The organism is Plastoroseomonas hellenica (assembly GCF_018129085.1).
Lineage (GTDB): Bacteria > Pseudomonadota > Alphaproteobacteria > Acetobacterales > Acetobacteraceae > Plastoroseomonas > Plastoroseomonas hellenica.
Genome location: NZ_JAAGBB010000027.1, coordinates 51634 through 70969 on the forward strand (window position 1 = coordinate 51634; position 19336 = coordinate 70969).

General features: G+C 68.3%; 18 protein-coding genes and 1 other RNA gene. 12 read left to right on the top strand and 7 right to left on the bottom strand.

Going from position 1 to position 19336, the window contains the following annotated elements; genetic code table 11:
* Positions 1 to 20: 20 nt before the first annotated feature.
* From GXW71_RS21160 to GXW71_RS21205, 10 genes are all read left to right on the top strand, one after another.
* Positions 21 to 1601 carry an ABC transporter substrate-binding protein gene (locus GXW71_RS21160; protein ID WP_211854667.1) on the top strand — a complete coding sequence of 527 codons (1581 nt, stop codon included), beginning with the start codon at positions 21 to 23 and terminating at the stop codon, positions 1599 to 1601.
* Entirely contained in the window at positions 1598 to 3193 is a 1596-nt protein-coding gene (locus GXW71_RS21165) for an ABC transporter substrate-binding protein (RefSeq protein WP_211854668.1), read from the top strand. Before GXW71_RS21160 ends, GXW71_RS21165 begins: the two co-directional genes overlap by 4 nt.
* A 184-nt stretch (positions 3194 to 3377) precedes the next feature.
* Complete coding sequence (locus GXW71_RS21170; protein WP_211854711.1) at positions 3378 to 4976, top strand: ABC transporter substrate-binding protein; 1599 nt, start codon at positions 3378 to 3380, stop codon at positions 4974 to 4976.
* A gap of 4 nt (positions 4977 to 4980) precedes the next feature.
* The gene (locus GXW71_RS21175) at positions 4981 to 5922 is read left to right on the top strand and encodes an ABC transporter permease (protein ID WP_211854669.1); all 942 of its coding nucleotides are present in this window, start codon (positions 4981 to 4983) and stop codon (positions 5920 to 5922) included.
* Positions 5922 to 6839, top strand: a complete 918-nt coding sequence (locus GXW71_RS21180) for an ABC transporter permease (RefSeq protein ID WP_211854670.1) — start codon at positions 5922 to 5924, stop codon at positions 6837 to 6839. Before GXW71_RS21175 ends, GXW71_RS21180 begins: the two co-directional genes overlap by 1 nt.
* Positions 6840 to 6845: 6 nt before the next feature.
* Positions 6846 to 7841: an ABC transporter ATP-binding protein gene (locus GXW71_RS21185; protein WP_211854671.1), complete on the top strand. Its 996-nt coding sequence runs from the start codon at positions 6846 to 6848 to the stop codon at positions 7839 to 7841.
* Entirely contained in the window at positions 7838 to 8869 is a 1032-nt protein-coding gene (locus GXW71_RS21190) for an ABC transporter ATP-binding protein (RefSeq protein WP_211854672.1), read from the top strand. The genes GXW71_RS21185 and GXW71_RS21190 overlap by 4 nt, the downstream gene beginning before the upstream one ends.
* A gap of 254 nt (positions 8870 to 9123) precedes the next feature.
* Positions 9124 to 9627, top strand: coding sequence for a (2Fe-2S)-binding protein (locus GXW71_RS21195; protein WP_211854673.1), 504 nt, complete (start codon positions 9124 to 9126; stop codon positions 9625 to 9627).
* A gap of 54 nt (positions 9628 to 9681) precedes the next feature.
* Complete coding sequence (locus GXW71_RS21200; RefSeq protein ID WP_211854674.1) at positions 9682 to 12072, top strand: xanthine dehydrogenase family protein molybdopterin-binding subunit; 2391 nt, start codon at positions 9682 to 9684, stop codon at positions 12070 to 12072.
* A 71-nt stretch (positions 12073 to 12143) separates the two neighbouring features.
* Entirely contained in the window at positions 12144 to 12935 is a 792-nt protein-coding gene (locus tag GXW71_RS21205; protein ID WP_211854675.1) for an FAD binding domain-containing protein, read from the top strand.
* A gap of 74 nt (positions 12936 to 13009) precedes the next feature.
* Here the strand turns inward: GXW71_RS21205 and GXW71_RS21210 are convergent, their stop codons facing one another.
* From GXW71_RS21210 to GXW71_RS21230, 5 genes are all read right to left on the bottom strand, one after another.
* Entirely contained in the window at positions 13010 to 13324 is a 315-nt protein-coding gene (locus GXW71_RS21210; protein WP_211854676.1) for a YXWGXW repeat-containing protein, read from the bottom strand.
* Between the two features lie 108 nt (positions 13325 to 13432).
* A complete protein-coding gene (locus GXW71_RS21215) occupies positions 13433 to 13816 on the bottom strand; it encodes a RidA family protein (RefSeq protein WP_211854677.1) in 384 nt (127 codons plus the stop codon).
* Complete coding sequence (locus GXW71_RS21220) at positions 13813 to 14064, bottom strand: DUF1272 domain-containing protein (protein ID WP_211854678.1); 252 nt, start codon at positions 14062 to 14064, stop codon at positions 13813 to 13815. The genes GXW71_RS21215 and GXW71_RS21220 overlap by 4 nt, the downstream gene beginning before the upstream one ends.
* Positions 14065 to 14103: 39 nt before the next feature.
* Positions 14104 to 14379: a hypothetical protein gene (locus GXW71_RS21225; protein WP_211854679.1), complete on the bottom strand. Its 276-nt coding sequence runs from the start codon at positions 14377 to 14379 to the stop codon at positions 14104 to 14106.
* Positions 14380 to 14407: 28 nt separating this feature from the next.
* Entirely contained in the window at positions 14408 to 16075 is a 1668-nt protein-coding gene (locus tag GXW71_RS21230; RefSeq protein ID WP_281417390.1) for a fumarate hydratase, read from the bottom strand.
* A gap of 259 nt (positions 16076 to 16334) precedes the next feature.
* Here GXW71_RS21230 and GXW71_RS21235 point away from each other — a divergent pair, with 259 nt between their 5' ends.
* Positions 16335 to 17087, top strand: a complete 753-nt coding sequence (locus GXW71_RS21235) for a hypothetical protein (protein ID WP_211854680.1) — start codon at positions 16335 to 16337, stop codon at positions 17085 to 17087.
* Positions 17088 to 17103: 16 nt separating this feature from the next.
* On the opposite strand, the gene GXW71_RS21240 is transcribed toward GXW71_RS21235, so the two are convergent.
* A complete protein-coding gene (locus GXW71_RS21240; protein WP_211854681.1) occupies positions 17104 to 17601 on the bottom strand; it encodes an SspB family protein in 498 nt (165 codons plus the stop codon).
* Positions 17602 to 17694: 93 nt separating this feature from the next.
* Positions 17695 to 18018: a transfer-messenger RNA gene (ssrA, locus tag GXW71_RS21245) on the bottom strand.
* Between the two features lie 57 nt (positions 18019 to 18075).
* On the opposite strand from ssrA, the gene thyX reads away from it, so the two are divergent.
* Positions 18076 to 19014: an FAD-dependent thymidylate synthase gene (gene thyX / locus GXW71_RS21250; RefSeq protein ID WP_211854682.1), complete on the top strand. Its 939-nt coding sequence runs from the start codon at positions 18076 to 18078 to the stop codon at positions 19012 to 19014.
* The last annotated feature ends 322 nt before the right edge of the window (positions 19015 to 19336 follow it).

Genomic DNA, 19336 nt, shown 5'->3' on the forward strand with positions numbered 1-19336 from the left:
CCATCATAGGGGAGGCTGCCATGCAGCGACGCACGATCTTGAAGGGGGGCGTCGCCGCCGCGGCTTCGCTCTCCGCGCCGGCCTTCGCGCAGGGAGCCGCCGCCCGCAGCCTGCGCGTCATCCCGCAGGCGAACCTCACCAGCCTCGACCCGGTCTGGACGACGGCGGTGGTGACCCGCAACCACGCCTTCATGATCTACGACCAGATCTGCGCCCAGAACGCGGCGGGCGAGATCAGGCCGCAGATGGCGGAAGGCTGGACCATGGCGGATGACCGCCTGAGCTGGACCTTCACACTCCGCGAAGGGCTCGCCTTCCATGACGGGGAACGGGTCCTGTCCAAGGACGTCGTCGCCTCGATCAAGCGCTGGGCGCGGCGCGATCCCTTCATGCAAGTGCTGTGGCCGAGCGTCGCCGATGTCGAGGCGATGGATGACCGCCGCTTCCGCTTCCGGCTGCATCGCCCGGTGCCGCTGCTGCTGCAGGCGCTCGGCCAGACGCAATTCCCCTGCTTCGTGATGCCGGAACGGATCGCCAGCACCGATGCCTTCACGCAGATCCGCGACGCGGTGGGCAGCGGGCCCTTCCGCTTCGTCCCGAACGAATGGAACCCTGGCCAGCGTGCGGTCTGGGCGAAGAATGAGCGCTACGTGCCGCGGGGCGAGCCGGTGGACGGGCTCGCCGGTGGCCGCGCGCCGCGGATCGACCGCGTCGAATGGACCATCATCAGCGACCCCGCGACCAGCGCCAACGCCATGAACCAGGGCGAGCAGGATTACTGGGAATATCCGCTGCACGACCTGCTGCCGCTGATGCGCCGGAACCGCGAGGTGGTGGTGGAGCAGCGGCTGCTCGACGGCACCTATGGCGTCTGCCGCTTCAACACGCTGCAGCCGCCCTTCAACAATCCGGCGATCCGCCGGGCGGTTGCCATGGCCGTGGACCAGCGCGACTACCTGCGCGCGGTCGCCGGCAATGAACGGGATGGCTGGGGCGTCTGCGAAGGCGTCTTCACCTGCGGCACCCCAATGGCGAATGAGGTGGGCAGCGAGATCCTGAAGACCCACAGCATCGACCGCGCCCGTGCCGCGCTGCGCGAGGCCGGCTATGCCGGGGGAAAGGTGGTGCTGATCGCGCCGAGCGACTATCCGCAGATCAACGCGCTGTCGCTGGTGACCGCCGACATCCTGCAGCGGCTGGGGATGAATCTCGAGCTCGTCTCGGCCGACTGGGGTACCGTGATCCAGCGCCGTGCGAGCAAGGAGCCGGTGGAGCGCGGCGGCTGGAGCATCGTGCACACCACCTCCTCCGGCCAGTCGCTGACCATGCCGGTCTTCCACCTGTTCCTGCGCGCCAACGGCCCCAATGCCTGGTTCGGCTGGCCGGATGACCCGGAGATCGAGCGGTTGCGCGGCGAGTGGGTGGAAGCGGCGGAGGAGCCCGACCGAGTGCGGATCGCGCAGGCGCTGAACCGCCGCGCGATGGAGGTCATGGCCTATGTCCCGCTCGGCTACTACTGGCAGCCGAGCGCCTGGCGCCGCAACCTCACGGGCGTGTTCCGCGCGCCGGCGACGGTGTTCTGGAACATCGGCAAGGCATGATCACCCGCCGCGCCGCCTTGGGCATCCCCTTGGGTTCCGCCGCCGCAGCGCTCGCCGCGCCGCGCCTGGCATCGGCCCAGGCGGCGGCGCGGCTGCTGCGCTTCGTGCCGCAGTCGAACCTCGCGAGCCTCGATCCGGTCTGGAGCACGGCGGTCATTGTCCGCAACCACGGGCTGATGATCTACGACATGCTGTTCGGCCTGGATGCCGGGCTTGCGCCCCGGCATCAGATGGCGGCCGGGCATGAGGTCTCCGCGGATGGGCTGCTCTGGACCATCGCCTTGCGGCCAGGGCTGAAGTTCCATGACGGGGAGCCGGTGCGGGCGCGCGACTGCATCGCCTCCATCGCGCGCTGGTCGAAGCGGGACGTGCTCGGCCAGCGCCTCGACGCCTTGCTGGAGGAGATGCGCGCCGAGGACGACCAGCGCTTCACCATCCGGCTGAAGCGGCCCTGGGCGGGCCTCGCCTGGGCGCTCGGCAAGCCTTCGGCCAACATGTGCGCCATCATGCCGGAGCGCGTGGCGCGCACCGACCCCTTCACCCAGATCGCCGATCCCGTGGGCTCCGGTCCCTTCCGCTTCCGCCGCGACCTGTTCCGGCCAGGCGATGTCGCAGTCTATGAGCGCTTCGAGGCCTATCAGAGCCGGGACGAGCCCTCCGACTTCCTGGCCGGCGGCAAGCCCGTGCATTTCGACCGCGTCGAATGGCGGGTGATGCCGGATCCCGGCACCGCCGCCGCTGCGCTGCAGAACAACGAGGCGGATTGGTGGGAGAACCCGCTGCCGGACCTGCTGCCGGTGCTGCGGCGCAACCGCGACATCCTGGTTGAGCGGGTCAATGGTTTCGGCAATCTCGGCGTGCTGCGGTTCAACTTCCTGCACCCGCCCTTCGACAATCCGGCGGTGCGGCGCGCCCTGCTGCCGGCGATCGATCAGCGCGCCTTCATGGATGCGGCGATCGGCACCGACCGCGTGCTCTCGGCGGTGCCGGCGGGCGCCTTCACGCCGGGATCGCCGCTGGCGAATGACGAAGGCCTCTCGGTGCTCTCGGGCTCCCGCAGCCTCGACGCGGCGCGCGCCGCGCTTGCTTCCTCCGGCTATCGGGGGGAGCGGGTGGTGATGATGTCGTCGACCGACCTGCCGGTGCTGCAGAACCTGGCGGAAGTGGCGGCGGACCTGATGCGGCGCATGGGCTTCAACCTCGATTTCCAGGCCATGGACTGGGGCACCCAGATCCAGCGCCGCACCAGCCGCAACCCGACGGACCAGGGCGGCTGGAGCGCCTTCTGCACGACCTGGGAAGGGCTCGACGTTTCGGTGCCGGGCAGCCATCAGCCGCTCCGCGGCAATGGCGCCAATGCCTGGTCCGGCTGGCCGACTTCGCCGCGCCTCGAAGCGCTCCGCGACGCCTGGTTCGAGGCGCCGGATCTCGCCACCGAGCAGCGCATCGCGCGGGAGATGCAGCGGCTGGTATGGGAGGAGGTGCCCTTCATTCCGCTGGGGCAAGTGCTGCCGCCCATGGCCTATCGCCGCACGCTGACCGGCATCGTGAAGGGCGGGCCCGCATTGTTCTGGGGTGTGCGCCGGACCTGAGCCGGGATTCGCATCCAGGTGCCGCCGTCGCCCTGGCACGGCACGTGCAAACATGGCCGCGGGATGGCCCTGGCGCGGCGGCAATCGTGAGCCGGCGCTGCGAAGGGTTGGCGTGGCGCCTAAAAATCGGGCAGCCTGTCATCAATCAAGGCGGCACGGTCCGCGGGGAGAGGGGGACTAGATGATGGACCGCAGGAGCTTCCTGAAGGCGACAGCCGCCTCGGGTGCCGTCCTCGGCGCGGGCGGCGTTGCCGCGCCGGCGCTGTCGCAGGGGGCGGCGCGTACCCTGCGCTTCGTCCCGCAGGCCAATCTGGCGAATTTCGATCCCATCTGGGGCACGCAGTATGTCGTGCGCAATGCCGCCGCCATGGTGTGGGACACGCTCTATGGCGTGGACGACAAGCTCGATCCGCAGCCGCAGATGGTCGAAGGCGAGACGGTGTCGCAGGATGGTCTCACCTGGACCTTCCGGCTGCGTGAGGGGCTGCGCTTCCATGACGGGGAGCCGGTGCTCGCGAAGGATGTCGTCGCCTCGATCACCCGCTGGATGCCGCGCGACCCGATGGGGCAGATGGTGCGCGCGATCCAGCAGGAACTCGTCGCCGTCGATGACCGCAGCTTCCGCTGGGTGCTCCGCCGCCCCTATCCCAAGCTGAAATACGCGCTCGGCAAGACCAACACGCCGATCTGCTTCATCATGCCGGAGCGCATCGCCCGCACCGATCCCTTCACCCAGATCACCGACTATGTCGGCTCCGGCCCGCTGAGCTTCGTGCGCAACGAATGGGTGCCGGGTGCCAAGGCGGTGTTCCAGAAGTTCGACCGCTACGTGCCGCGCCAGGGTGCCGCGAGCTGGCTCGCCGGCGGCAAGCATGTTTCGGTCGACCGCGTTGAATGGGTGGTGATGCCGGATGCGGCGACCGCGGCGGCGGCGCTGCAGAATGGCGAGGTGGACTGGTGGGAGAACCCGATCTCCGACCTCATTCCGCTGATGCGGCGCAACCGGAACATCGCGGTCGACATCGCCGATCCGCTCGGCAACATCGGCAGCTTCCGCATGAACCACCTGCATGCGCCGTTCAACTCGCAGAAGGTGCGGCAGGCGATCCTCATGGCGATGAGCCAGGAAGATTACATGCGCGCCCTGGTCGGCAATGAGGATGCCCTGTGGAAGCCGCTGCCCGGCTTCTTCACGCCGGGGACGCCGGCCTATACGGAGGCGGGCGGGGATATCCTGAAGGGGCCGCGCAACCTCGATGCCGCGAAGCGCATGCTGACCGAAGGCGGCTATTCCGGCCAGCCGGTGACCTGCATCGTGGCGCAGGACCAGCCGATCACCAAGGCGCAGGGCGACGTCACGGCCGACCTGCTGCGGCGGCTCGGCATGAACGTCGATTTCGTCGCCACCGACTGGGGCACGACGGGCCAGCGCCGCGCCATGAAGAACCCGCCGGGCCAGGGCGGCTGGAGCATGTTCCACACCTGGCATGCCGGCGCGGATTGCGTGAATCCCGCCGCCTACAACGCGGTGCGTGCCAATGGCGACGGTGCCTGGTTCGGCTGGCCGAACATCCCCTCGGTGGAAGCCGGCGTCACGGAGTGGTTTGACGCACCGAACCCGGACGCCGAAAAGATAGCGATGGACAAGATCAATAGAGAGGCGATCGAACACGTGGTCTATGCACCGACTGGCTTCTTCCTTGGCTACACCGCCTGGCGGCGCAACGTCTCCGGCATCCAGAAGGGGCCGCTGCCCTTCTTCTGGGGCGTGACGAAGTCCTGATCTGATGTTCGCTTATACCGTCCGTCGTGTGCTGGCCACGATCCCTGTCATGGCGATCGTGGCTCTCTTCGTGTTCTCGCTGCTCTATCTCGCGCCGGGCGATCCGGCCGCGGTGATCGCCGGCGACCAGGCGACACCCCAGGATGTCGAGCGCATCCGCGCGAGCCTCGGCCTCGACCGGCCCTATCTCGTCCGCTTCGGGGAATGGGCCTTCCGCATCATCCAGGGTGACCTCGGCGTCTCGATCTTCACCAACCTGCCGGTCACCACCATGATCGCGCAGCGCATCGAGCCGACCTTGTCGCTGATGGTCATCACCCTCTGCCTCGCCGTCTGCATCGCCATCCCGATGGGCGTCATCGCGGCGTGGAAGCAGGGCACCATCATCGATCGCGCGGTGATGGGCTTCGCGGTGCTCGGCTTCTCCGTGCCGGTCTTCGTGGTCGGCTACGTGCTGGCCTATGTCTTCGCGCTCGAGCTCGATTGGCTGCCGGTGCAGGGCTATACGCCCTTCGCGCGCGGCTTCTGGCCGTGGCTCGAGAACCTGATCCTGCCCGCGATCGCGCTCGGCGGCGTCTATATCGCGCTGATCGCGCGCATCACCCGTGCGACGATGCTGGAGGTCCTGCAGCAGGACTACATCCGCACCGCACGCGCCAAGGGCGTCGGGCAGAAGGGCGTCCTGTTCCTGCATGCGCTGAAGAACGCGGCGGTGCCGATCGTGACCGTGATCGGCATCGGCATCGCGCTGCTGATCGGCGGCGCCGTGGTGACGGAGAGCGTCTTCGCCATCCCGGGGCTCGGGCGCCTGACCGTCGATGCCATCCTGCGGCGCGACTATCCGGTGATCCAGGGCGTCGTGCTGCTGTTCAGCTTCGTCTACGTGCTGGTCAATCTCGTGATCGACCTCGCCTACACCCTCTTCGACCCGAGGATCCGTTACTGATGGCCTCCTCCACGATCTTGCCGACGGAAGCGAACGTCGCTGTCGCGGTACCCATGCCGGACATCCTGCCGCCGGTGAAGCAGCGGCGCGGCTTCTTCGGCTTCCTGCGCCGCAACCCGACGATCACCATCGGGGCGTCGCTGGTGCTGCTGATGGTCGCGATCGCGCTCTTCGCGCCCTTCCTCTTCACCCGTGACCCGACGGCACTCGCGCCGGCGCTGCGCACCCGGGAACCCTCGGCGCAGTTCTGGTTCGGCTCCGACATGCTGGGGCGCGACGTCTATTCGCGCGTGCTCTACGGCACCCGGGTGTCGCTGACCGTCGGCTTCTCGGTGGCGATCTGCGCCTCGCTGATCGGCCTCACGATCGGACTGATCTCGGGCTTCATCCGGGCGGCCGATGCCGTGATCATGCGCATCATGGACGGGATGATGTCGATCCCCTCCATCCTGCTGGCGATCGCGCTGATGGCGCTGACGCGTGGATCGGTCGGCAACGTGATCCTCGCGATCACCATCGCCGACTTCCCGCGGGTGGCGCGGCTGGTGCGCGGCGTCGTGCTCTCGCTCCGCGAGCAGCCTTATGTCGATGCTGCCGTTGCCGCCGGCACCCGGACGCCGGTGATCATCCTGCGCCACATCCTGCCGAACACCCTGGCGCCGCTGACCGTGCAGGCGACCTATATCTGCGCCAGCGCGATGATCGCCGAAGCGATCCTCTCCTTCATCGGCGCCGGCACGCCACCGATCATCCCGTCCTGGGGCAACATCATGGCGGAGGGCCGCGCCCTCTGGCAGGTGAAGCCGTATATCGTCTTCTTCCCGGCCATCTTCCTCTCGATCACGGTGCTGGCCGTCAACCTCCTGGGCGATGGGCTGCGCGACGCGCTTGACCCGCGCATGGCGAAGAGGGTCTGACCCGCGATGCCCGAACCACTTCTTGTCGTTGAGAATCTGCAGACGCATTTCCGGACGCCGGACGGTGTGAACCGGGCGGTGGATGGCATTTCCTTCCACGTGGACGCCGGCGAGACGATCGCTGTGGTCGGTGAATCCGGCTGCGGGAAATCCGTGACCGCCATGTCGATGCTGCGCCTGATCCCGGAACCGCCCGGCAAGATCGCCGGCAGCATCCGCTTCCAGGGGCGCGACCTCCTGACGATGACCGATCGCGAGATGCGCGCTATCCGCGGCAACGACATCAGCATGATCTTCCAGGAGCCGATGACCTCGCTGAATCCGGTGCTGAATGTCGGCCGCCAGATCGGCGAGACGCTCCGGCTGCACCAGGGGCTGTCCGCCCGGGATGCCGAGGCGAAGGCGGTCGAGATGCTGACCCTGGTCGGCATCCCCGCACCGGGGCGGCGGGTGCGGGAATACCCGCACCAGCTCTCGGGCGGCATGCGGCAACGCGTGATGATCGCGATCGCGCTCGCCTGCAATCCGAAGCTGCTGATCGCGGACGAGCCGACCACCGCGCTCGACGTGACCATCCAGGCGCAGATCCTCGACCTGATGCGGGACCTGAAGCACCGGGTGGGGGCGGCGATCGTGCTCATCACCCATGACCTCGGCGTGGTGGCGGAGGTCGCGGAGCGGGTCATCGTCATGTACGCCGGCAAGAAGGTGGAGGAGGCGCCGGTCGGGCAGCTCTTCCGCAACCCGCGCCATCCCTATACCCAGGGGCTGCTCGGCTCCGTGCCGAAGCTCGGCTCCTCGCTGACCGGGACCGAGACCCGGCTGGCCGAGATCCCCGGCCTGGTGCCGAGCCTCAAGTCCAAGATCCCGGGCTGCGTCTTCGCCAGTCGCTGCACCTATGCGACCGATCTCTGCCGCAAGGTGGCGCCGGCGCTGGAGGAGAAGGCGCCGCACCACGTCGCCGCCTGTCACTATGCAATCCGGGAGGCGGTCGCGGCATGAGCGGGGCGATCCTCGAGGTCTCTGACCTCAAGAAGCATTTTCCAATCCATGGTGGCTTCTTCGGCGGCACCACGGCGCATGTCTATGCCGTGGATGGGGTGTCCTTCTCCATCGCGAAGGGGGAGACGCTGTCGCTGGTCGGCGAATCCGGCTGCGGCAAGTCGACGGTCGGCAAGGCCATCCTGCGGCTCTTCGACATCACCGCCGGACAGGTGGTGCTGGACGGCACCCGCATCGATACCATGACGGCCTCGACGCTGCGGCCCATCCGCCGGCGCATCCAGGTGGTGTTCCAGGATCCCTTCAGCTCCTTGAACCCGCGCATGCGGGTGCGGGACATCCTGGCCGAGCCGATCCGCAATTTCGGCATGGCCAAGAACCGGGCGGACCTGGAGGAGCGGGTGGCGCTGCTCATGGACAAGGTGCGGCTGCCGCGCGACGCGGTGAACCGCTGGCCGCACGAATTCTCCGGCGGGCAGCGGCAGCGCATCTGCATCGCCCGCGCGCTGGCGGCCGAGCCGGATATCATCATCTGCGACGAGGCGGTGTCTGCGCTCGACGTCTCGGTCAAGGCGCAGATCGTGAACCTGCTGCAGGACCTGCAGAAGGAGCTCGGCCTCGCGATGCTGTTCATCAGCCACGACCTCGCGATCGTGGAGCATATGACGCATCGCGTGGCGGTGATGTATCTCGGCAAGATCGTGGAGGTGGCAACCAAGCGCGACCTCTTCTCGGCGCCGAAGCACCCGTATACCGAGGCGTTGCTGTCGGCGGTGCCGGTGCCGATGCCGGGCGCGCAGCGGGAACGCATCATCCTCAAGGGCGATGTGCCGAGCCCGATCAACCCGCCCCAGGGCTGCCGTTTCCATACGCGCTGCCCCTATGCCTTCGACCGCTGCCGGAAGGACGAGCCGGCGCTGCGGCAGACCGAGGCCGGGCACTGGTCCGCCTGTCACCTCCATGACCGGCCGGATGCGGAGAACCCGCTCGCCGGTGCCAAGGGCGCGGATCTGATCGCCGCGCACTGATCAACGGTGGTGAGCGGAGACCGCTCACCACCCCTCAAACACGTCGTGCCGAAGACACGCCTCCGGCGTGACGCCGCACTTGCGGCGGGCCGCATTCGCGGCCTCGGACCGGTCAAGCAACCGGTCCGTTTAGATGACCCGTAGGAACCGCGGCCGCGCAGCGGGTGCTTGACGCACCCCCTCGCGCGGCGCGACCCTCCGTCCCGAATGCGGCGCCAGGCGGCGCCGCGACAGCTTTCCGGGGGAGACGGCGGATGCCGCACGTCACGTTGACGGTGAACGGGAAATCGCACACCGCGGAGGTCGAAGGCCGCACCTTGCTCGTGGAGCTGCTGCGCGAGACGCTGCGGCTGACCGGCACTCATATCGGCTGCGACACGAGCCAATGCGGCGCCTGCGTGGTGCATGTGAACGGCGACAGCGTGAAGTCCTGCACCACCTTGGCGCTGGCGGCCGATGGCGCTTCGGTGACGACGATCGAAGGGCTCGCCGCGGCCGACGGCACGCTGCACCCGATGCAGGAGGCGTTCCGCGAGTACCACGCCCTGCAATGCGGCTTCTGCACGCCGGGCATGGTCATGAGCGCGATCGACCTGGTGCAGAAGAACCCGCAGGGCCTTTCCGAGCAGGAGATCCGCGAAGGGCTCGAGGGCAATCTCTGCCGCTGCACCGGCTACCACAACATCGTCAAGGCCATTGCGGCCGCACAGGATGTGATGCACGGCAAGCGCAGCGAGATCGCGCGCGCCGCGGAGTAACCGGCACCGCGTAAAGCGGGCCGGCTTCGGAAACGCCTGGGGAGGCGACGTGACATGAACGTGGTGACACCGTTCGAAGGCATAGGCGCGAGTGTCCGCCGCAAGGAGGATTTCCGTTTCCTCCAGGGCAAGGGCAACTACACCGACGACCTCAACCGCCCTGGCCAGACGCATGCCTGGATCCTGCGCAGCCCGCATGCGCATGCGAAGATCCGGGGCGTCGACATCGCGGCGGCGAAGGCGATGCCGGGGGTGCACGGCATCTTCACGGGTGCGGACACGGAGGCGGCAGGGCTCGGTGGCCTGCCCTGCGGCTGGCAGATCCACAGCAAGGACGGCACGCCGATGGCGGAGCCGCCGCATCCGGTGCTCGCCTTCGAGCGGGTGCGCCATGTCGGCGACCCCGTGGCGATCGTGGTGGCCGAGACCCGGTCCCAGGCGCGCGATGCGGCCGAGGCGATCATCGTGGACTACGAGCCGCTGCCTGCCGCGCCGAGCCTGGAGCAGGCGCAGGCTGCCGGCGCCACGCCGATCCACGAAGGTGTTGCCGGCAACATCTGCTACGACTGGCATATCGGCGACAAGGCGGTGGTCGACGCCGCCTTCGCCGCGGCGCACAGAACCGTGGCGCTGGACCTCGTGAACAACCGCCTGGTGCCGAACGCGATGGAGCCGCGCGCCGCCGTCGGTGAGTTCGACCGCTTCACCGGCGACTACACGCTCTACACCACCAGCCAGAACCCGCATGTGATCCGGCTGCTGATGGCGGCGAACGTGCTGAAGCTGCCGGAATCGAAGGTCCGCGTGGTCGCACCCGATGTGGGCGGCGGTTTCGGTTCCAAGATCTACCACTACGCCGAGGAAGCGCTGGTCACCTGGGCTTCGGCACAGGTGGGGCGGCCAGTGAAGTGGACGGCGGATCGCACCGAGGCATTCATGTCGGACGCGCATGGCCGCGACCACATCAGCCGCGCCGAATTCGCCTTCGACAAGGACGGCAGGATCCTGGCGCTGCGGGTGGCGACCCAGGCCAATATGGGCGCTTATCTCTCGACCTTCGCGCCCTGCGTGCCGACCTATCTCTACGCCACCCTGCTCGCCGGCGTGTACACGACGCCGGTGATCTATGCCGAGGTCAAGGCGGTCTTCACCAATACCGTGCCGGTCGATGCCTATCGCGGCGCCGGACGGCCGGAGGCGACCTATCTGCTGGAACGGCTGATGGATGTGGCGGCACGGGAGCTCGGCATCGACCGGGTGGAGCTCCGGCGCCGGAACTTCATCCCCGCCGACGCCTTTCCCTACCAGACGCCGGTCGCCCTGCAATATGACAGCGGCGACTACCAGTCGACCCTGAACGAATGCCTCCGCGTCGCCGACTGGGCCGGCTTCGAGGCGCGGCGGGCGGAAGCCGCGGCGCGCGGCAAGCTGCGCGGCATCGGCATCTCGACCTATCTCGAAGCCTGCGGCATCGCGCCTTCCGCGGTGGTGGGCAGCCTCGGTGCCCGCGCCGGCCTCTACGAGGTCGGCACCATCCGCGTGCATCCGACCGGCAGCATCACCGTGCTCACCGGCTCGCACAGCCATGGGCAGGGGCATGAGACCACCTTCGCGCAGCTCGTCTCCGACAAGCTCGGCGTGCCAGTGGCGCAGGTCGACATCGTCCATGGCGACACTGCCAAGGTGCCCTTCGGCATGGGCACCTATGGCAGCCGCAGCCTCGCGGTCGGCGGCTCGGCGATGATGAAGGCGATGGACAAGATCATCGCCAAGGGCAAGCGCATCGCCGCCCATCTGATGGAAGCGAGCGTCGAGGATATCGAGTTCGACCGCGGCACCTTCCGCGTCGCCGGCACCGACCGGACCAAGGCGCTGGTGGATATCTCGGTCGCCGCCTATGTGCCGCACAACTACCCGATCGAGGAGCTGGAGCCGGGGCTGGAGGAGACCGCCTTCTACGACCCGAAGAACTTCACCTATCCCGGCGGTTGCCACATCGCGGAGGTCGAGATCGACCGTGAGACCGGCAAGGTCGACCTGGTGAACTTCACCGCGGTCGACGATGTCGGCCGGGTCATCAACCCGATGATCGTCGAAGGCCAGGTGCAGGGCGGCGTCGCCCAGGGCGTCGGCCAGGCGCTGCTGGAAAGCTGCATCTACGACGCGGACGGGCAGCTCGTCTCCGGCTCGATGATGGACTACACCATGCCGCGCGCGGACGACCTGCCGCCGGTCGGCGTCGCGACGCACACCACGCTCTGCACCCACAATCCGCTCGGCGTGAAGGGCTGCGGGGAAGTGGGGGCCATCGGCTCGCCGCCGGCGGTCATCAACGCGGTGGTGGATGCGCTGCGTGATTTCGACGTGCGCCACATTGAAATGCCGGCGACAGCGGCGAAGATCTGGCAGATCATCAACGGGAGCCACGGCAAGGCGGCGGCCTGAGCGTCCAATGAGCGAAGGGGCGCAAGGCCCGGAGATCTGAATCGGCCGCGCGTACCTACAAGGAGAGCACCATGTATGATTTCGCGTACCACAAGCCCTCCACCGTCGCCGATGCGGTGAAGCTGCTGGCCGATCCGGACGCCAAGGCGATCTCCGGCGGCCATACGCTGCTGCCGGCGCTGAAGCACCGCCTGAACAAGCCCACCGCGCTGGTCGACTTGTCCGGCATCGCCGAGCTGCGCGGCATCCGGCGGGAAGGCAATGCGGTCGTCATCGGCGCCCTGGCCAAGCATGCGGAGGTGGCGGCGAGCGCCGAGGTCGCGGCGGCGATCCCGGCGCTGGCCTTCATGGCGGACCATATCGGCGACGTGCAGGTCCGCAACCGCGGCACCATCGGCGGCTCGGTCTCCAACAACGACCCGGCGGCGGATTACCCGGCGGCGGTGCTCGGGCTCGGTGCCACGATCCGTACCAGCAAGCGGGAGATCGCGGCCGATGACTTCTTCCTCGGCATGTTCACGACGGCGCTGGAGCCGGACGAGATCCTGACCGCGATCAGCTTCCCGATCCCGGAGAAGGCCGGTTACGCCAAGATGCGCAACCCTGCCAGCCGCTATGTGATGGCCGGCGCCTTCGTCTCGAAGGGGCCGCAGGGCGTCAGGGTCGCGATCACCGGTGCCGGGCCCTGCGTGTTCCGCCAGGCCGATATGGAAGCAGCGCTCGCCGCCAATTGGTCGGCGGATGCGGTGGCCGGGATCAAGCAGGCGCCGGATGACCTGAACAGCGACATCCACGGCAGCGCCGAGTACCGCGCGCATCTCGTCACCGTCATGGCGAAGCGGGCGGTCGCCAACGCGGGCTGATCGCGACGCCGGAAGGCGAAGGGGCGGCCCGGCGCATGCCGGGCCGCCCCTTTCTCATGTCATCGGATGGCGGGTCAGTTGCGCACCCAGCCGCCGGGCACGTAGCGCCAGCGCGGGCCATCCTGCTCCCAGCGCGACCCGTTATAGGCGTAGCCGCGGCGCTCGCGCATCCACTGGCCATCGACCCAGACATGGCGGCGGCCGTTCCAGCGCCAGTAGCCCGGGGCCCAGACCCAGCCGCGGCGTGGCGGCGGCTCCCGCACCACCCGCGGCGGCGGCGGGGCGCGTTCGATGAAGACCGGTTGCGCCTCGGCGGGTGCGGCGAGGCTGGCGCCGCCGCCGGCGACCAGGCCGCCTGCGAGCAGCAGCAGCGATCGACGTTCAAGCATGGCTAGGCTCCTTTCTGAGCGGAACCAATCTAAACGCCGGGGTATGGCGGCCGCGTGGCGGCCTGCCGCACAAACAGTAACGATGTGCGGCGGTGGATGAACGCCGTGTCAGGCGGGCCGGCGTGCCGTCACCTCGATCTCGATGCGCATGGCATCGGTTTGCAGCCCGGCATGGATCAAGGTGGAGGCAGGTCGAGCATTGCCGAGATACTGCTTCACCACCGGCCAGCACGGCTCCCAATCTTCCCGCCGTGGCACGATGAACAGCACGCGCACCACATCGTCCAGGCTGCAGCCGGCCTGGGCGAGGGCGGCGGCGATGTTCTCGAAGGTCTGGCGCGCCTGGGCGACGACGTCCTCGGCGATGGTCATCGCGGCATAGTCGTAGCCGGTGGTGCCGGAGACCCAGACATGGTCGCCATCGATGACGGCGCGGGAATAGCCGATCTCTTCCTCGAAGCGGGACCCCGACGAGATGCGGATCCGGGTCATGCGGCCACTCCTGTGCAGCGTTCGGGGCGATGCTTGCGTTCCGCGCTGGCGGGGAAGGCGGCGAGCTTCGCCGCCGGCCGCACCGGTCGGCGGACCAGCTCGCCGCCGCAATTCGGGCAGATACCGCCGAGCCGCGTCTCCGCGCAGTCGCGGCACCAGGTGCATTCGAAGGAGCAGATCAGCGCGGCAGGGCTGTCGGGTGGCAGGTCGCGATCGCAGCATTCGCAGTTCGGACGAAGGGCGAGCATTGTGCGGTTCCTCCACGACTGAACGGGCAGTCGACCGGCCTAAGACTTGAACATCTCGCTCAGGTTGTTGAACATCTCAGTAAGCAAATAGGACACGGTCAGGACGCAAAGCGCTTTGACGTAGCGGCGGCTGTCCCGATCCCTCCAGATCGCCTGCCGGACTTCCCGGCGATGAATCGAGCCGAAATTCTCGATAGGACTCCAATGCGTGTCACCGCGCAGCGACATCTTCACCGTGAGATAAACGAGGACGAGGATGGACCCGACGAGGCCCAAGAGGCACGGGATCGACAGCCATGCGATGACTGTGGACATGCCACGCCCCTGAGCCTCTCCCGGCTTTTTACTCCAGCCCCTCATAGAAATCATTGCCCTTGTCGTCGACGACGATGAAGGCGGGGAAGTCCTTCACCTCGACGCGCCACACCGCTTCCATGCCGAGCTCCGGATATTCCAGCACCTCGACCTTGGTGATGCAGTCCTGCGCGAGGCGGGCCGCGGGGCCGCCGACGCTGCCGAGGTAGAAGCCGCCATAGGTCTTGCAGGCGTTGAGCACCGCCTTGCTGCGGTTGCCCTTGGCCAGCATCACCAGGCTGCCGCCGGCGGCCTGGAAGCCCGCGACATAGCTGTCCATGCGTCCTGCCGTCGTCGGGCCGAAGCTGCCGGTCGCGAAGCCGGTCGGGGTCTTGGCCGGGCCGGCGTAATAGACCGGATGGTTCTTGATGTAGTCGGGCAGCCCCTCGCCGCGGTCCAGCCGCTCCTGCAGCTTCGCATGCGCGATGTCGCGCGCGACCACGATGGTGCCGGTCAGCGAAACGCGGGTTTTCACCGGGTGCTGCGACAGCGTCGCGCGGATCTCGTCCATCGGGCGGTTCAGGTCGATCTGTACCACCTCGCCGCCCAGGATTTCGTCCGTGTGCTCCGGCAGGTACTGCGCCGGATCATGCTCGAGCTGTTCGATGAAGACACCATCGGCGGTGATCTTCGCCTTGATCTGCCGGTCGGCGGAGCAGGAGACGCCGATGCCGATCGGCAGGCTGGCCCCGTGGCGCGGCAGCCGCACCACGCGCACGTCGTGGCAGAAATACTTGCCGCCGAACTGCGCACCGATGCCGAGGTTCTGGGTCAGCTTGTGCACCTCCGCCTCCAGCTCCGGATCGCGGATTGCGTGGCCGGACTTGTCGCCGGCGGTCGGCAGGCCATCGAGGTACTTGGTGCTGGCGAGCTTCACCGTCTTCAGCGTCGTCTCGGCGCTGGTGCCGCCGATGACGATCGCCAGGTGGTAGGGCGGGCAGGCGGAGGTGCCGAGCGTCTTCACCTTCTCCTCGATGAAGGCGAGCAGCTTCGGCTTGTTCAGCACCGCGCGGGTCTGCTGGTAGAGGAAGGTCTTGTTGGCGGAACCGCCGCCCTTGAGCACGAACATCAGATGGAACTCGTCGGCGTGGTGCTCGCCCGGGCTCGCATAGATGTCGAACTGGACCGGCAGGTTGTTGCCGGTGTTGACCTCCTCGAACATGGAGATCGGCGCCATCTGCGAATAGCGCAGGTTGGTCTCGGTATAGGTGCGGTGGACGCCGTAGCTCAGCGCCTCCTCCTCGTCGCCTTCGATCCAGACGCGCTGGCCCTTCTTACCGTGGACGATGGCGGTGCCGGTGTCCTGGCACATCGGCAGCACGCCGCCGGCCGCGATATTGGCGTTCTTCAGGAGGTCGAGCGCCACGAAGCGGTCGTTCGCCGAGGCCTCCGGGTCCTTCAGGATGGTCGCGAGCTGGCGCAGATGGGCGGGGCGCAGCAGGTGGGAGACGTCCTTGCAGGCGGCGAAGGCGAGCTGCTCCAGCACCTCCGGCTTCACCTTGAGGACGCGCTTGCCCTCGACCTCGATGGTGGAGACGCCGCCGATCTCGAGCTTCCGCCAGGTGGTCTTGTCCTCGCCCGTCGGGAACATCGGGCTGTAGAGAAAACCCTCGGGGCGTGCTGGCTGGTCGCTGGCTGCATCGAGAGGCGGTGTCATGGTGCAAGGATCCTCCGCGGCGCGGGGAGGGCGCCGCCTCGACGTGGACTGGAGCATGATGACTTGAGGCTTTCTCGGCCGAAAAGTCTGAATCATGCGCCCAAACAAAGCGGCTAGAGCATGATCGCGAGCGAACGCGAACGCATCATGCTCTAGCGCAGGCATTCGGGCGCGCCAACCACGTCCCGCCGATGCCTGCCCACGGTTTTGTGCCGTTTACGATCCGACCTGGCCTCCCCTACCAGGGAGGGTGCCGGCCATGATGCCCGGCGAGGAGCGATACCGCGTGGCGCCTGCCAATCCCGTGGAGCCGGAGAGCCCGCCGGTGGCCCCGGCCCCAAGCCCGTTGATGAAGGTGCTGGCTGCGCTCGGCCTTATTCTGCTGCTTCTGCTCCCCTTCGGCAGCCTGGGCCTGCTGGTGGCCGGGATCGTCGGCTGGTTCCTCTGGTCCGAACTGGCGGAGTTGTCGGCGGTCCTGCTGGCGGTTGCCCTGTTTCTGATGTCGGGCGCCGGCGGCATCGCCGCACGCTTCTGGGCGGCGCTCGGCTGGGGCGGCGCGGCTGCCGTGGCCGCCGCGATCCTGCTGCTTCCCTTCACCGCCACGGATGGGCCGGTCACCCAGGGCATGGACCGGCTTGCCCCGCTCGCACTGGCTGCCAACCTGGCCTGGCTGGCGCTGATCGCCCTCGCGGCCTGGCGGTTCCATTTGCCGGAACGGGTGCTTGGGCCCTTGCTGGCCTTGGTGGTCCTGACCTCGCGCCTCGTCGCTTATCCGGCCCTGGTGATCCAGGCGGTCGTGACCAACCTCGTCACGGATACGGTCCAGGGCATTGTGTTCGCGCCGATCGCCCTTGCCGGTATCGCGATCGGCATGCTCGCCGCGCTATCCCTCGGGGCCGTGCTGGCCTGGGCGGCGGACGCGGGCCAGCGCTGGATCGCGCCCAGGACGACAATCGCCCTGCTGGCCGTCGCCGCCCTGCTGCTGCGGCTCGGGGTGATGATCGCGGCGTGAGTGGCGCCGCGGCCGCTCAGCCTTCCTTGGCGGGACGCCGGCGGAAGGCTTCCAGGCTGACCACCTGGGCCGGCGTCGCCTCTTCCGGCACGTCGGGGAATTCCGGCGCCGGCGGCTCCACCGGCGCTTCCTCCGCCGCCTGCTGGAAGCGCAGGCCATAGCGAATATGCGGGTCGGCGAAGGCGGTCAGCGCCGCGAAGGGAATGACCAGCAGCGAGGGTACGCCCCCGAAGGACAGGCCGACCTGGAAGCGCTGCTGCGCCCGGTCCACGGCCAGATCCCAGAACCGGTGCTGCAGGACGATCGTCATCTCCTGCGGATAGCGGGCACGGAGATGACCCGGCATCTCGACATCCGGGTGGTCGGTGCGGAAGGTGACGTAGAAATGGTGCTCGCCGGGCAGCCCGTTCGCGACCACGTGCTCAAGCGCCCTGGCGACGACCTCGCGGAGGGCCTCCTCCGTCCAGCGGTCATAGGGCAGTAGGCTCTCGGGCGGCTGCGCGTCGTCGTTCATGCGAACCCCTGATTCCCGGCACCGGTCCGGCGGCGATGCTCGCCACGTTTCAGACCATACGGCGTCCCGACCCCTTGGAAAAGGCCGAGGGCGAGTGGGGGGCTTCTGTTGCCCGGTGCCCCCCGAACCGCGCTTACCTATTTAGGCAGCGAGCGCCACAGCCTCGCGGCTGTTATCGTTGGCACTTGTGATTTGGTCCGATGACGGCGGTACCATGCCGGGCAAAAGCAGCGTCTTTACCGCGCACGTCGAGACTGTTTCGCCCCCATCCGCCGTCCCCCGACAAAGGGACGGGTGAACTGGTGGAGGCGCCGGGCACTGCCCCCGGGTCCGCAACGCTTATTCCACGCAACGTTTATCGCCATAGCCGCAAGCGGCATCCCGAACATAGGCGATCACGCGGGGCTTTGCGAGGGGCACGGCGGCCGGCTATGCGGAACGGCCCCCCGGGCCTTTTGGACAGGATTCGCGCGCATGGCTCTGACCGACGAGCAACAGGCTGAGATCGACGCCGCCCGCGGCGAGGCCGGCCGCACCCTGCGCCCGACCGTGCCGGCGCTGGAGGCCATGCTGTTCCAGGCGATGCCGGTGCTCGATCACGGCTTCGTCCGGGTCGTCGACTACATGGGCGACGATGCGGCGGTGGTGCAGGCGGCACGCGTCTCCTATGGCCGCGGCACCAAGGCGGCCAATGAGGACCGCGGGCTGATCCGCTACCTGATGCGGCACCGCCACTCGACCCCTTTCGAGATGTGCGAGATCAAGTACCACGTGAAGCTGCCGATCTTCGTGGCGCGGCAGTGGATCCGGCACCGCACCGCCAATGTGAACGAATATTCCGCGCGCTATTCGATCCTCGACCGGGAGTTCTACATCCCCGCGGCCGATGCGCTCGCAGCACAGTCCGACGTCAACCGCCAGGGCCGCGGCGGCGTGCTGGAAGGCGCCGAGGCGGCGCGGGTGCTGGAGCTCCTGCGGGAGGACGCGCAGCGCAACTACGACCACTACGCCTGGATGCTGAACGCCGACGAGGCCGGGCGCGTGCTGGACCCCGAGCGGCAGGGCCTGGCGCGGGAGTTGGCGCGGATGAACCTGACGCTCAACACCTACACGCAGTGGTACTGGAAGACGGATCTCTACAACCTGCTGCACTTCCTCAGCCTGCGCGCCGACGCCCATGCCCAGCACGAGATCCGCGTCTATGCGGAAGCGATGCTGGAAACCGTGCGCGCCTGGGTCCCGCATTGCTTCGAAGCCTTCTCGGACTACCGCGTCGGCGCGGTGACGCTCTCGGCGCAGATGCTGGCGATCGTGAAGCGGATGCTGGAGGGCGAGGCGGTGGAGCAGGCCGGCAGCGGCCTCTCCAAGCGCGAATGGCGGGAGCTGATGGCCATGCTGGGACGCCCCGCCTGAGCGGGGCGGGCACCAAGGCCGGGCCGCGGGCCAAGACCGCGCCGGCGCGGCGGTCGGGGGGCGGGCGCAAGCCGCAAGCCGCCCCGCGCGGCGTGCGCTGGTGGGCGGTGGGCGCCGTGGTCGCCGCCGTGCTGATCGGCCTGCCGCTCGCCCATGCTTTCCTGGGCGAGCTCGGGGCCGTGCTGCTCGGCACCTTTCTGGGCGGCTTCGCCCTCGGGCGCGGTACGGCTAAATAGTGACCTCAGGCGCCGGCGGCCGCATTCGCGGCCTTGGCTTCCGCGCTGTCAGGGCGGGCGGCAACCGCCGGTCGCGCGCGGGGCCG